The organism is Microcoleus sp. BM001215392 (assembly GCF_036700185.1).
In the GTDB taxonomy this organism is placed as follows: Bacteria; Cyanobacteriota; Cyanobacteriia; order Cyanobacteriales; family Microcoleaceae; genus Microcoleus.
Genome location: NZ_JAUBOJ010000213.1, coordinates 1 through 12,592, shown reverse-complemented (window position 1 = coordinate 12,592; position 12,592 = coordinate 1). Strand labels below are relative to the sequence as shown.

Below are 12,592 nucleotides of genomic sequence, written 5' to 3'. Positions count from 1 at the left end.
CCCGGATTCATCCGTGGGGTCAATGCTTCAATCTAAAATCTCAAATCTAAAATCTAAAATCGATTGACACGGGTGATATTCAAAAAGGGAACTCAAGAAATTATCCTGAGTTCCCTTAATGCTTTGCTGTGCGAGCTTTTTCGAGCTTAATCGCGCTTGAGTCGGCGCAATTCGTCTTGTAAATTCTGCACTTGTTCGCGGAGCTTGTCTACGCCGCCAGTTTCTTTAACATCTTTTGCTGAAACATCTTCTTCCTCAGAAACAATTTCAATCCGCCGAGGTTCAGCCGGTTTTCGATCTCCAGCCGCTTCTACTGGCGGTTGCTGTTGCTGAGCTTGTTGCACCATATCTTCAACAAAGCGACGAGCTTCTTCTGTGGACATCTCGCCGCGCTTCACCAATTCATCTGCCAGCTTTTGGGCTTCAGTGCGCAACTCAGTTAACTTGCTGCCTGCTTTTTCACCAGCATAGGAAGCTAGCCCGACACCAAGGTAAACTGCTTTCTGTAAAATATCTCCGAAACCAGGCATAGGAACTACACCTCATAAAACTGGGTGAACCGGAGACCACGCCTATTACAAGCATCCCGTGTTGCTGCTACCTTCCGGTCCTGACAAGATTTGGGCGTTGGAATCGCGTGGGGCCAGTTCATTTATGAGTATAACACAGTTATTTATTCTTCAACCACACACCAGTGATAAATTTCATAAATAACGCAACCGTTCTTCACCAGGGGGTCTTCAGCGACGATCGCCTTCGCCTCATCCATCGAACCCGCCTCAAACATCAACATACCGCCGCCCCGCCTCGCCCAGTAGCCAGTTTTCGCTCGGTGTCCTTTAGAAATCAAATCTCGGACATAAGCTCTGTGAGCTGGCACATACTGGTCAAAGACAGGCTTTTCGACAATTCCCTGCTCAATTTTGACAAACCAAGGCATTTTAAATTTTAGATTTTAGATTTTGGATTGTAGATTGGGAATGGGTATTTTGGTGCAGGGAATTGAGTAAATACTCGATCGCCCCTACGGCAGGATTCCTTCCTTACTGCGATGGTATCCCATGAACCAGTCAAAACAGAGATTTTTTATGGCTTTAGTGCCACCAGACGAGATTAAACAGCAGATTACTCAGATTAAACTGTATTTTGCAGAACACTACAACACCCGCGGTGCCTTGAAATCGCCACCCCACATCACCCTGCAACCTACTTTTGAATGGCCAGCGGCGGATGTGCCGAAATTAGAGAAAAATTTAAACCAGTTTGCGACAAACCGGGTGCCAATTCCCGTTACTCTATCAGGATTTGCGGCCTTCGCGCCCCGCGTCATTTACGCGGGTGTCGTCAAATCGGGCGAATTGATGGAGATCCAACAAGATTTGATGAGTTATGTCGAGACAAATTTAGGAATTGTCGATCGCATTTCTCAGACACGCCCATTTGTACCGCACATGACCGTAGCATTTCGCGATTTAACCGAGGAAAATTTTCACAAGGCTTGGCTGGAATTCTCCGGGCGCGAGATCCACTTTAAGTTTACCGCTGCTGCGTTAACCTTACTGCTTCACGACGGCAGCCGCTGGAACATCAGCCAACAGTTCCCGCTGGCGGCGAACCTGCAACAATTTTAAATCAATCTTAAAAACTCTTCCTTCTCTACTCTTTCTTCGCGTCCTTCGCGTCTTCGCGGTTCGTTTACCCTAAAAATAAAAACTTGTTATAGGTTCGATCGTTCGGAATGCGAGTCCTCTGAAAATGCTAACAATTTTAAATCAATCTTAAAAACTCTTCCTTCTCTACTCTTTCTTCGCGTCCTTCGCGTCTTCGCGGTTCGTTTACCCTAAAAATAAAAACTTGTTATGGGTTCGATCGTTCGGAATGCGAGTCCTCTGAAAATGCTGCGGACTAAAGTCCTCACTACGAACCTGAACGATCGAACCTGTGTGAAGTTAAAGCTAAAATAGATTAGCGATCGCCCCGAGGGGGACTCGCAAGTGCGACGGTGCCATAAACCGCAATTCCCGACTCTTTAAGAGTTTTAATTGCCGACTTGACCGTAGTACCGCTAGTGTAAATATCATCAACTAACAAAACTCGATCGCGCGGTAGACGGCGGCGAAAATCCTTTCCCAAACTTAAAGCATCTTTCATTTCCGCTTGTCGCTGCTGCGGTGTCAGAGCAAATAAAGCCTGAGTATTTTTCACCCGCTCCAAACCGTGCCGCTGCAAAGACAAACCAGTCAGCTCGCAAAAACTTTCCGCCAAAAGCTCCGCCTGGTTAAAACCGCGCTCCTTGACCTTTGATTTGTGCATGGGAATTGGTACAACTGTTAAATTGTCAACGGCTAATTCGGGAAAACTCAGCCAAGATTCTGCCAGCCAGCCGCCGAGAGGTTTGGCTAATTGTGGGTTGTCCTCATATTTTAAAGCTGCGATCGCCCGTTTCAGAGTCCCGCCGTACTCGCCCCACACAAAAACCCGCTGCTGTGAATCCCAAAATCGACGCGGCTCGGCTAACTGACATCGCTGAAGTTGCTTGTGACAGTACCCACAAAACTCTCCGGCGGCCGATCGCTGACAAAGAGGACAGTTAGCCTTAAGAAATAGATTGAGGAAAGATTTGACTAATCCCGTCCATTTTCGCTTGTTCATCCTAAAATTATGGTAAGTGATTAATGGGAAAAACTATCAAAAAAATTCCATCCTTTTCCAAGGACAGGCTCTTTGCGTGACAAACTTCTACTGGCTAGACAAAATTCAACCTTCAGACCGAGATGCAGTCGGACAAAAAGCATTTTACTTGAGCTGCTTGCTTCAGAAAAATCATCCTGCTGTACCTGGTTTTGTCGTGCCGGCTACAATATTTTGGCAGTTTTTAGAGTCGATCGACTGGCTAGAACCGCTGTTTGCCGACTGGCCCCACTCTTCCCTGCACTTGAATGTCGATCGGCCCAGACAACTGCAATCGATCGCCCGCAGCATCCGCCACCAAATCCTCGCCGCCAAACTTCCAGATACACTGCTCTGGGGCCTAGAGTCTGCTGTTGCCCAACTCAACCCGCACGCCTTAATTTTTCGTACTTCCTTGACTTCCTGGCACCCGAAAACAGCCGGAATATTGGAATCTCACACAGCACGCGCCGAACCAGAAGCCATTGAAACCGCACTCAAACGAGCTTGGATAGAAGTATTCAGAGCCCGAAGTCTATTTTACTGGCAGCGGTGCGGCATGAATATACAGCAAATCAATCCCGCAGTTTTAGTACAGCCACTCGCCCCAGCCATTGCCGCGGGCGAGGTAAAAACAAACTGGGGTGAAGCCTGGGAAATCGAAGCCACCAGCGGTTTGGGAATGTCCCTCGCTCGCGGAGAAACTATCCCAGATTACTATCAAATTCAGCCGGAAACAGGAGCAATTAAATTTCAGCGGTTGGGTTACAAAACATTAGCATACAATCTCAAAATAGGCGATCTAAAAACTAATAAAAACCCGTATATCGGGAATTGGACAAGCAAAAAAAATCCCAATCCTGCATTGTTCATGCCCGAAAATCGTGGCAGTTGTATGGAGATTTTGGCATTGGGAGAAAAATCACAAACCGAATACGTTTTAGAAGAATTACAACTGCAAAAACTCCTGGAATTGAGCAAAAAAGTAATCGCCGAATTTGACAGCGAGCTAATCTTGGAGTGGACGCTCAACCACACAGCAAACAGCGACGAACCGCAATTTTATTTTACTCAAATCCGTGTTATGAAACGGGAAAAAGTCGCGCCGGTACGGGAAAAAGCGATCGCCAAAACCCGAACTCCTGCGATTCTCAAAGGTTTGGCCGCCGCCTCAGGAAAAGCCGAAGCAATTGCCCAAGTCATGAGTAATTCCCACCCTGAAAACGCCCAATTCTTAGCCGGAAGCATTTTGGTAGCCCGGACAATCGATCCCAATTGGCTGCCTTGGTTGAAAGTTGCTGCTGGGGTAGTTGCCGAACAAGGAGGCATGACAGGACACGGCGCCATTTTAGCCCGAGAATTGGGGATTCCGGCAGTTGTGGGTGTTGCCGGGGCAACTCTGGCGATCGCCTCAGGCGATTTGGTGTTGGTAGATGGCGATAGCGGAGAAGTTTTTGCCCTCGCCTCACGAACAGCGATCGACACCGCAGACAGCGGGCGACTTCAGGAAACAGCCACAAATTCAGATGAGTACAGTACAGCAGCGAAAATGTCAATAGCCAACCACAAATTTTCAATCTCAGAGCGATCGACCAATCCGGAATCCTTACCGCGAGGGGTACAATCTCCCGAATTTGTTTGGGGCGCGCCCACAGCAACTCAACTGCTGGTTAATGTCAGCCAAACAAGTTCGATCGAGCGCCTGAGAAATCTGCCCGTAGACGGCATCGGATTGGTGCGATCGGAATTGATGGCATTGGAAGCTTTGGACTGTCAACACCCCAAAATTTGGCTGCAACACGGTCAAAAATCGGAATTTGTCGATCGCATGGCGGACTGTCTGAGTTTATTTGCTGCTGCGGTGGCGCCGCGATCGGTATTTTATCGCTCTCTCGACTTGCGCGACTCAGGAACCCACGGCAGTTTCAGCGATACCTTTGAACCGGAATTATTTGATTGGGAGTTGTGCGTACTTCAAAAAGTCTGCGAATCAGGCCATACAAATGTCAATTTAATTTTGCCTTTCGTTCGCTCTGTGGAGGAGTTTATATACTGCCGCCAGCGCTTAGAAACAATTTGCAAAAATCGCCCCGCCCAGTTTCAACTCTGGATTATGGCAGAAGTTCCTTCGGTGTTATTTTTATTGCCAGATTACGTAAAAGCCGGAGTACAAGGAATTTCCATCGGTACCAACGATTTAACTCAATTTCTGTTAGGCATCCACCGCAACTCCCAGCAAATAGCAAGTGCTTTCAACGGGCGCAATCGAGCAGTGATGAAGGCGATCGAACAATTAATCCAACAAGCCCGAGCCGCCGGCATTCCTTGCTCGATTTGTGGCGATGCTCCAGCCTTGTATCCCGAAACAGTTGAATCCTTGGTGCGGTGGGGGATTTCCTCTATTTCGGTGAATGTCGATGCAGCAGAACAGACTTGCAGGGCGATCGCCCGCGCCGAACAGCGCCTGCTCCTAGAAGCCGCTAGAGCGATCGTTAACAATTAACCACTCCCGGACGCACTTTACCTCAGAAACCCGGTTTATACTCTAAATCATACCTTTGGCAAGCAGCCGCCCGCTCAGAAACCGAGTTTCTAGACACCCCTGCGTCCAGGACTATTAATCACTACACAAACCCAGTTTCTGAGTAGATATAGCAACTGCGCTGACAGTTAAGAGGTTCTTAATTCCTGAAACATGAGCTTTTATTCCTGTTATTGCTTCTTCGCTCGGACGACTTCCATCGAACGACTTCCATCGAACTTGTTCCTTCAACATCCGATTTTCAAGTTAAGATAGAAATATCACCCACACTTTAACCGGAGGTAGAAACAGTGAAATCAAAAATTATTGCAGCCGTTGCAATACTTGCCGCCCTCGGCTCTCTGCATTCGCATCCAGCATTATCTCAACCAGCAACAGACGGCGGCGTAAAACCCGGATTCTGGCAACCTCAAGCACAGGTTGACAATACTCGCAACATTACCCTCAGACTATTAAATGAAACTGGATTAAACCTAGAATATGGTCAATCAGGTGTAGGCTTGTCATCCTTGCCAGTAGGAGCCAGCAAAAACATCATAGTTCGCGTCAGCAACCGCACCGCCGATATTGCCAACATTCCGATTAATGTCAAAGGAGCCAGCACCACTTTAAAATACGACTACAATGTTGACTCCAAGCAAAACATTGTGACGGTTCGCATCAGCACTTCCGACGGTCGAACCAGACAAGATAGGTCAGTTTATATAGATGAAAAAGGGCGAGTTTACTCTTTCTAAAACAGACAGCGACCCGGTTTCTCCTGATAAATCTTGGTATTAGCAGCAAGGTATTCGAGCAGAAATCGGGTGGCTCGACATCCCGCCCGCAAATTGTGTCTCAAAAAATATGAATCAAGTACAGCCGGTTAGCATCGCAGGCATTTATGAAATTTGTATCGGGGTTACTGATGCGCTTCCACAAATTCAATACTGGGAGCAATTTGGATATTGCATCGGTGAAATCGGAGAATTATCGGCATCGGTGGCTGCCGAATTGTATGGAGTTTGTTCAAAAGTGCGATCGGTGCGGCTCGAACACCAAGGTGCAGATCACGGATTAATTCGCTTGATGGTTTGGGAAAAACCTAAAAATAACGGCTTGCAAATGTCGTCTATGAAGGTAAAAGGCAACCGTTGGGCAACTACTTTAACTGCTGATTTGTTGAATATTCTCAACCATGCTGAAGATGCCCAGTCCATCAATTTGCCTGTAAAATATACCTCTCCCCGCTGGGAGGTTATTTACAACAAAGAGCGCAAAGCGCGTCCTTTTGTCGGGGCGGCTGTCGGGGTGCGCGAGATGATGTTGTTGCAGCCTTTGACTCGGCAAGTTTTTTTTCAAAGATTCAACTATGCCCTGCCCAATTACGGGAAAATTAATGAAAATGCTTTTTTCAAAACGAGTCAAATTACCCACATGGGCATGATAATTCAAGATGACAGCAAAGAAACATTGTTGTTTTATGAAGAAGTTCTGGGCTTGATTCGCGCCCGCGATGATGTAGAAACTACTTTTGAATCTTCCCTCGCGGGAAGGGAGATTTTCTCTCTTCACCCGGGCGAAAAATTTGTGGTGACGGCTTTTGACGATCCGCGATCGTCCAAAACAGATTTTGCAGCCGCGCGATCTGGTAGACTGTATATTCTGAGGTTCCCCAGTGCGATCGCCCTAGACGATCAAGTCGATCGGGCTATTCCCGGCTGTTTGGGAATGTCGCTGTACACCTATCGAGTGTCTAGCATCGCAGAATACTTTCACCGAGTCAAAGCCAGCAGCGCCCAAAAAATTACCGAAATAGTCCCTAATGAATTTGGAGAACCGAGTTTTTCCTTTATCGCCCCTGACGGCTATTTCTGGACATTAATAGAATCAGCTTCGTAGTTAAGAATGCCAACTATCAGATTTTGAGGAATAGCTGCATTCCCAACTTCGCAGCAATTTTACGATATTTTGAGTTTATTCTGCTGCTGCGGGCAAAGGAAATCTTTCACCAGCGAGATAAGCATCAAAGTTTTTCTGAAAATAAATCCAAGAAGTCATATCTTCTACATCTAATTGCGATTTCGGCGCATTTTTATACAAAGGAATCCGAGTCCTAATTTCATCTTGCAACAATTGAGGTAAATCTGTCCAACTTTTGACTTTAGAACCAGTGGCGCTGTAAATCATATTACCGGGCAGATTTCCCATTTTCATCCACGCCAGCCACGGCCCAATCCTATCCCAGCTCAGAATTAATTGAGAAACTGAAACAAGTTCCGGATCTAATAATTCCGCCGTGGGTACTGTCAGCTTAAACAACTCCGCGGCTTGATAAATGGGATTTGGACTGTAATCAGCAAATCTCGGTTCTTCAGCTAAAGCATTGGGATAGTTGGGAAATAAGTCAAAGCTAAAAGTTGTAATTTCTCCATCTACTTTTGCCGGGAAAATCCCTTTAAAATAACCTTGAACGGGGTTGTTAGCAACGTGTGCAACTGTGAGGACTTCTCCTGTCCAAGGATTCTCCCATTTGTGGAGAATTTCTCCGCTGTTGGGATCGAGATAGTAAGTTAGTTCTCGCGAGGTGAAGTTCCAACCGCCATCGCCGTCAGCAATACACCTGCTGGCACTCATCCCAACTATTTTGAACAAACGCTTTTTCGGTTCGTTGGGAACAAAAGAATAAATCGCGCCGTTCCAGGTGAGAAATGTGGCTTCACCGTCTAGGGAACTGCGGGTTTTCACCCATTCCTTGGCATCAAATTCTTGTATTAAAACCATACCGCAGGCTCCTGTAAAGTGTCGATGTTTTTGCCCAGCGGATTTGACATTTTCTCCTCGGAGTCAACTGCTGCTAACAATGCGGGGCTAATGGCGCGCTTGCTCTCAGATTGGTTCCGACAAAATGTCAACCGCCGCATCGCGGACTAATATCCGCTATTCCTGTTGATACCTGCGCCTCGATTTCCTTCTTCTTTGGGTTTGGCTTTGTTGACTCGCAAGGGGCGCCCCATCCACTCTGCACCGTCTAATTCGGTAATTGCAGCGTCTTCTTGGGCATCTTCCATCATCTCAACAAATGCAAAACCGCGCATCCGACCGGTTTCCCTGTCGGTAGGCAAGACAACTCGCTTGACTGTGCCGTACTCTGCAAATACTGATGTCAGGTCTTCTTCGGTGGCGCGGTAAGACAAATTTCCAATATAGATAGTCATGTCGATCGAACTGAACTTGTTGTGCTATACATAATAACCGATAAATTTTACTCTCTAGTGAATTCTCGCTGACAATCGGGCGATCGCATCTAAGTCAAAGGGTTTGCCGCACTGACAAACCCTTTGTACTAGCTGCGATAGTTAGTGCTTGTCCTTAGTCGATCGAGATTGACTGAGGCCCGGTGCTTTTAGCGTTGGTGGCTTCGGCGGAAGGAGCAGTGTAGGAAGTCGAACCGGCTTGCTCGTCGATCCAGCTCCTAACGGGCTCTTCGTGAAGGTTGAGTCGAAGCAAGCCTGAAAAAAATCCGCCTGCGAAGGCGATGGGCTGCTGGATCAATTCTTTGACCACTGGGATGAGTTCGTCGAGGAACATTCAAGAGTCTCCTTGTGCTGCTGGGGTTCTACCTTAACTTTACCGTTTGTACGGAGATGGTGCTGGCGACCTGCGAAAAAAGGAGGGCTCGCATCCCCAGAAAATCTGCGATCGGCAATTTTGCGGCGAATGATTTACAATGCTAATCTATTTGCTTACAAAATTTTATGTGCCGTTTGCTTGGCTACTTAGGCGGGCCGATTTTACTTGATGCGATTGTGTACAAGCCAGAACATTCACTGATTGTGCAGAGTTACCAGCCCCGCGAAATGACTTCTGGCGTGGTGAATGCTGACGGTTTTGGCTTGGGTTGGTATCACCCACACCTGGATACTGACCCGTTTACTTATAAAAATGTCCAGCCAATTTGGAGCGATATCAATCTTCCGAGTATCAGCCGATACGTTGAATCAAAATGCGCGATCGCCTATGTTCGCAGTGCAACTTTAGGACAAGCTCTAGATTTGAGCAACTGTCAGCCGTTTCAACACGATCGCCTGTTGTTCGTACACAACGGCTTTGTGCAGAATTTTCGCAAAAGTCTTTACAGATTAATTCGCGATCGCCTGAGCAATAGCGTTTATCAGTCAATTAACGGCACCACAGATTCAGAGCATATCTTTGCCTTGTTTGTCAATGAATTGACAAACAGCAATCAAAATCTAGAAGTCGCTTTGCAAAATTCGTTGAAAACTTTGGCCGAGCTAGCAAGCCTCGAACAAGTTGAATTTTCAGCTAATATAATTATCAGTAACGGACACCAGCTCATTGCCTCTAGGTTTGCTTTCCCAAAAGCGCCTCCTTCCCTTTATTGGCTGCGCGACGATCCAAATTTTCCGAATTCTGTCATCATTGCTTCGGAACCTTTATTTAGTGGCAATTGGCACGAATGTCCAGCCCAAAGCATTATCAGTACGGGAGCAGACGGTGAGATCGAAATCTATCCAATCTTGTAGAGAGGCAATTTATCACGATTTGCAGCAGTGTCGCCGCGGCACTTTTGGGCTATTTGCAGGCATAGATCCCAATACTTTTTGCTGTCAAGCTCATCCTGATTTCAGCCCGGTTGGCTGGCACTTAGGTCACATAGCTTATACTGAGGATTTGTGGCTGTTGCAGCGGTGTGCTGGGTTGAAGCCTGTTTTTCCTGAGTATCACAAACTATTTGCTGCTGATATTTTGCCAAAAAAAGAACGGGTTTTTTTGCCGTCTTTACCAGAAGTTGAGTTGTATCTGGATGCGGTGAGAAAAAAGGTGTTAGATTATTTGGAAGTGGCGCCGATCGCAGAGCAAGAACGTCTGTGGCGATTTATTATTCAGCACGAAAGCCAGCACTGCGAAACTGTTGCTTTTGTGTTGCAAATGCAGAAAAAGGAAGAAGGAAGTTCGGCAACGGATTTTGTAGCGGATGTAGCGGATGTAACGGATGTAACGGATAGAGGAAAAAAGGGGACAGTTCGTTCGGTAACGAGCAATGTACGGGATTTAACGGATGTAACGGATAGAGGAAAAAAGGGGACTGTTCGTTCGGTAACGAGCAATGTACGGGATTTAACGGAGAGAGGGAAGAAGGCGGTAGGAATATTAATGCCCCCTGAACAATTCCCGATGCCCAATGCCCCATGCCCCCTGAACAATTCGGCGATCGCAATTCCGGGCGGGGAATTTTACATGGGAAGCGATGCTGCTGAGGCTTTGGATAACGAGCGATCGCGCCACTTGTGTTATTTATCAGCATACGCGATCGATCGCTATCCCGTCACTTGCGGTCAATACCGAGATTTTATGGCATCCGGCGGCTATCAAAACCCTGATTGGTGGTCTGCTGAGGGCTGGGAATGGCAAAAAGTTCATTTAGTCGATCGCCCGCTTTACTGGTCAGAAAATCCAGGTTTTAACAACCATCCTGTTTGCGGCGTCAGTTGGTACGAAGCCCAAGCTTATTGCAACTTTGCCGGCAAACGTTTACCATCGGAAGCCGAATGGGAGAAAGCAGCGAATTGGGATGCCAAAAATCAAACATATCGCAGCTATCCTTGGGGAGAAGCACAGCCAAATGCCAGCCTGTGCAATCACGGGAACAATCTAGCAAATACCTCAGCAGTGGACGCTTTTCCAAAAGGAGCGAGTGCGGCGGGCTGCTGTGATATGTTGGGTAATGTCTGGGAATGGACTGCTTCAAACTTTGACGCCTATCCGGGATTTGAAAGTTATCCTTACAGGGGATACTCGGAAGTTTATTTTGATGGAGAACACCGGGTTTTGAAAGGCGGGAGCTGGGCGACTTTTCCTCAAGCACTGCGATCGAGTTTTCGGAATTGGTACTATCCGGGCGTGCGCCAAATTCTAGCTGGTTTTCGCTGCGCTATGACTACAATCACATAGGTTCGATCGTTCGGAATGCAAGTCCGCATAAAATTAGAGGATTAAAGTCCGAACGATCGAACTTGTAAAATTTATTTTTTTAAATATAAATTTTATTTAGAGTGACTTTTAGACGATATTTGTTTGTTAAGCACTAAAATTTATTGTAGGTAAAAATACCAGCTTAAAAAAGGTTTGTAAATGATTTAATAATTTATGTTGATATTTTTTAAATTTTTAATTGCGGGTGCGATCGCCATATAGTGAGAAAATACAGAACGGAGATCGGCATAAAAAATCTAGCTTGAGCGCGATATTTGGCAGCGCAACTACGTGCTATACCCATTGGTGCATCTTAATTTTACTCTATGAAATCCCCAAGACTGTCCGACACGACAAACTCAGCTTCAAGCAAGGAAAACCGGCTGCACTTAGAGCGACTGGTGAACGCAGCAGCACCCACACTCGCAGAAATCAATGCAGGTAGCGATGCAGTTAGCGGGTTGACTCAAAACCCCAAAACCCTGCCTCCCAAGTATTTCTACGACGATCGCGGATCGAACCTCTTCGAGTTGATCTGTGAGTTGCCAGAATACTACTTGACGCGCACTGAGACAGCGATTTTGCAGGAATGTGCGGGGGAGCTCGCCCACATAACGGGCAAGTGCCAAATCGTCGAACTAGGCAGCGGCAGTTCCACCAAAACCCGGATTCTCCTCGATGCTTACAGCAAATTGGAATATCCGCTGCACTATTTGCCGATCGACATCAGCCCTACTATCCTAGAAAGCAGCGCTTGTCAACTGTTAGCAGATTATCCATCGCTCCAAATTCACGGACTTGTCAGCACTTACGAATTAGCCTTAGCTAAAATTGCCCCATCGCCATTGCCAACCCGAATGATTTGCTTTCTCGGCAGCACCCTCGGCAATCTCAACGATCGAGAATGCGATATATTTTTCTCGCAAGTTGTCGGTGCATTGCAGCCGGGAGAGTATTTTTTGCTGGGAATTGACTTAGACAAATCCAAGGATGTTTTAGAGCCTGCCTACGATGACAGTCAAGGAGTAACAGCAGCTTTTAACTTGAATATGTTGCGGCATTTAAATCGGATATACGAGGGAAATTTTGATTTGGCACAGTTCGAGCATTGGGCTTTTTACAATCAAGAACAATGTCAAATTGAAATGCACTTGAAAAGTAAGAAAGCGCAAACAGTGAACTTGCGCACTCTCAATTTAACGGTTGAATTTGCCGCCGGAGAAACTATTCGCAGCGAAATTTCGCGCAAGTTTAATCTTAATACTGTCAAGGAAGAACTTTCGCAGCGCGGTTTAAAGCCAGTACAAGTTTGGACAGATCCAAACCAGTGGTTTGGCTTGATGCTTTGTCAGTTGACAGTTGACAGTTGACAGTTGGCAGTTGACAGTTGACAGTTGGCAGTTG

General features: G+C 46.6%; 13 protein-coding genes and 1 other RNA gene. 7 read left to right on the top strand and 7 right to left on the bottom strand.

Annotation, left to right across the window (positions count from 1 at the left end; genetic code table 11):
* Nucleotides 1–146: 146 nt before the first annotated feature.
* The 3 genes from QT974_RS21070 to QT974_RS21060 form a co-directional block, all read right to left on the bottom strand.
* Nucleotides 147–530: a phasin family protein gene (locus QT974_RS21070; RefSeq protein WP_333470371.1), complete on the bottom strand. Its 384-nt coding sequence runs from the start codon at nucleotides 528–530 to the stop codon at nucleotides 147–149.
* Between the two features lie 23 nt (nucleotides 531–553).
* Nucleotides 554–650: signal recognition particle sRNA small type (ffs, locus tag QT974_RS21065), an RNA gene on the bottom strand.
* 23 nt (nucleotides 651–673) lie between these two features.
* Complete coding sequence (locus QT974_RS21060) at nucleotides 674–940, bottom strand: YciI family protein (protein ID WP_293131564.1); 267 nt, start codon at nucleotides 938–940, stop codon at nucleotides 674–676.
* Between the two features lie 148 nt (nucleotides 941–1,088).
* Here QT974_RS21060 and QT974_RS21055 point away from each other — a divergent pair, with 148 nt between their 5' ends.
* Nucleotides 1,089–1,631, top strand: a complete 543-nt coding sequence (locus tag QT974_RS21055) for a 2'-5' RNA ligase family protein (protein WP_333470370.1) — start codon at nucleotides 1,089–1,091, stop codon at nucleotides 1,629–1,631.
* Between the two features lie 334 nt (nucleotides 1,632–1,965).
* Here QT974_RS21055 and QT974_RS21050 read toward each other — a convergent pair whose 3' ends face one another.
* Nucleotides 1,966–2,652 carry a ComF family protein gene (locus tag QT974_RS21050; protein ID WP_333470369.1) on the bottom strand — a complete coding sequence of 229 codons (687 nt, stop codon included), beginning with the start codon at nucleotides 2,650–2,652 and terminating at the stop codon, nucleotides 1,966–1,968.
* Between the two features lie 76 nt (nucleotides 2,653–2,728).
* Here QT974_RS21050 and QT974_RS21045 point away from each other — a divergent pair, with 76 nt between their 5' ends.
* From QT974_RS21045 to QT974_RS21035, 3 genes are all read left to right on the top strand, one after another.
* Nucleotides 2,729–5,173, top strand: a complete 2,445-nt coding sequence (locus QT974_RS21045) for a putative PEP-binding protein (protein ID WP_333470368.1) — start codon at nucleotides 2,729–2,731, stop codon at nucleotides 5,171–5,173.
* Nucleotides 5,174–5,502: 329 nt separating this feature from the next.
* On the top strand, nucleotides 5,503–5,949 hold the full coding sequence (locus QT974_RS21040) for a hypothetical protein (protein ID WP_333470367.1): 447 nt from the start codon (nucleotides 5,503–5,505) through the stop codon (nucleotides 5,947–5,949).
* A gap of 109 nt (nucleotides 5,950–6,058) precedes the next feature.
* Nucleotides 6,059–7,093, top strand: coding sequence for a VOC family protein (locus tag QT974_RS21035; protein WP_333470366.1), 1,035 nt, complete (start codon nucleotides 6,059–6,061; stop codon nucleotides 7,091–7,093).
* A 75-nt stretch (nucleotides 7,094–7,168) separates the two neighbouring features.
* Here the strand turns inward: QT974_RS21035 and QT974_RS21030 are convergent, their stop codons facing one another.
* The 3 genes from QT974_RS21030 to QT974_RS21020 form a co-directional block, all read right to left on the bottom strand.
* Complete coding sequence (locus tag QT974_RS21030) at nucleotides 7,169–7,975, bottom strand: DUF1838 domain-containing protein (RefSeq protein WP_333470365.1); 807 nt, start codon at nucleotides 7,973–7,975, stop codon at nucleotides 7,169–7,171.
* 146 nt (nucleotides 7,976–8,121) lie between these two features.
* Nucleotides 8,122–8,409, bottom strand: a complete 288-nt coding sequence (locus tag QT974_RS21025; protein ID WP_333470364.1) for an RNA recognition motif domain-containing protein — start codon at nucleotides 8,407–8,409, stop codon at nucleotides 8,122–8,124.
* A gap of 154 nt (nucleotides 8,410–8,563) precedes the next feature.
* Nucleotides 8,564–8,782: a hypothetical protein gene (locus QT974_RS21020; RefSeq protein WP_333470363.1), complete on the bottom strand. Its 219-nt coding sequence runs from the start codon at nucleotides 8,780–8,782 to the stop codon at nucleotides 8,564–8,566.
* Between the two features lie 167 nt (nucleotides 8,783–8,949).
* Between QT974_RS21020 and egtC the strand changes: the two genes are divergently transcribed.
* The 3 genes from egtC to egtD all read left to right on the top strand — a co-directional run bounded on the left by egtC (nucleotide 8,950) and on the right by egtD (nucleotide 12,558).
* Nucleotides 8,950–9,738 carry an ergothioneine biosynthesis protein EgtC gene (gene egtC, locus QT974_RS21015; RefSeq protein WP_333470362.1) on the top strand — a complete coding sequence of 263 codons (789 nt, stop codon included), beginning with the start codon at nucleotides 8,950–8,952 and terminating at the stop codon, nucleotides 9,736–9,738.
* Nucleotides 9,710–11,167 (top strand): SUMF1/EgtB/PvdO family nonheme iron enzyme, encoded by a 1,458-nt coding sequence (locus QT974_RS21010; RefSeq protein WP_333470361.1) that lies wholly within the window; start codon nucleotides 9,710–9,712, stop codon nucleotides 11,165–11,167. Before egtC ends, QT974_RS21010 begins: the two co-directional genes overlap by 29 nt.
* A gap of 347 nt (nucleotides 11,168–11,514) precedes the next feature.
* The gene (egtD, locus tag QT974_RS21005; protein WP_333470360.1) at nucleotides 11,515–12,558 is read left to right on the top strand and encodes an L-histidine N(alpha)-methyltransferase; all 1,044 of its coding nucleotides are present in this window, start codon (nucleotides 11,515–11,517) and stop codon (nucleotides 12,556–12,558) included.
* The last annotated feature ends 34 nt before the right edge of the window (nucleotides 12,559–12,592 follow it).

Coding starts and splice junctions, on each gene's coding strand:
- QT974_RS21070 (WP_333470371.1), bottom strand. CDS start 530: ATGCCTGGTTTCGGAGATATTTTACAGAAAGCAGTTTACCTTGGTGTC.
- QT974_RS21060 (WP_293131564.1), bottom strand. CDS start 940: ATGCCTTGGTTTGTCAAAATTGAGCAGGGAATTGTCGAAAAGCCTGTC.
- QT974_RS21055 (WP_333470370.1), top strand. CDS start 1,089: ATGGCTTTAGTGCCACCAGACGAGATTAAACAGCAGATTACTCAGATT.
- QT974_RS21050 (WP_333470369.1), bottom strand. CDS start 2,652: ATGAACAAGCGAAAATGGACGGGATTAGTCAAATCTTTCCTCAATCTA.
- QT974_RS21035 (WP_333470366.1), top strand. CDS start 6,059: ATGAATCAAGTACAGCCGGTTAGCATCGCAGGCATTTATGAAATTTGT.
- QT974_RS21030 (WP_333470365.1), bottom strand. CDS start 7,975: ATGGTTTTAATACAAGAATTTGATGCCAAGGAATGGGTGAAAACCCGC.
- QT974_RS21025 (WP_333470364.1), bottom strand. CDS start 8,409: ATGACTATCTATATTGGAAATTTGTCTTACCGCGCCACCGAAGAAGAC.
- QT974_RS21020 (WP_333470363.1), bottom strand. CDS start 8,782: ATGTTCCTCGACGAACTCATCCCAGTGGTCAAAGAATTGATCCAGCAG.
- egtC (WP_333470362.1), top strand. CDS start 8,950: ATGTGCCGTTTGCTTGGCTACTTAGGCGGGCCGATTTTACTTGATGCG.
- egtD (WP_333470360.1), top strand. CDS start 11,515: ATGAAATCCCCAAGACTGTCCGACACGACAAACTCAGCTTCAAGCAAG.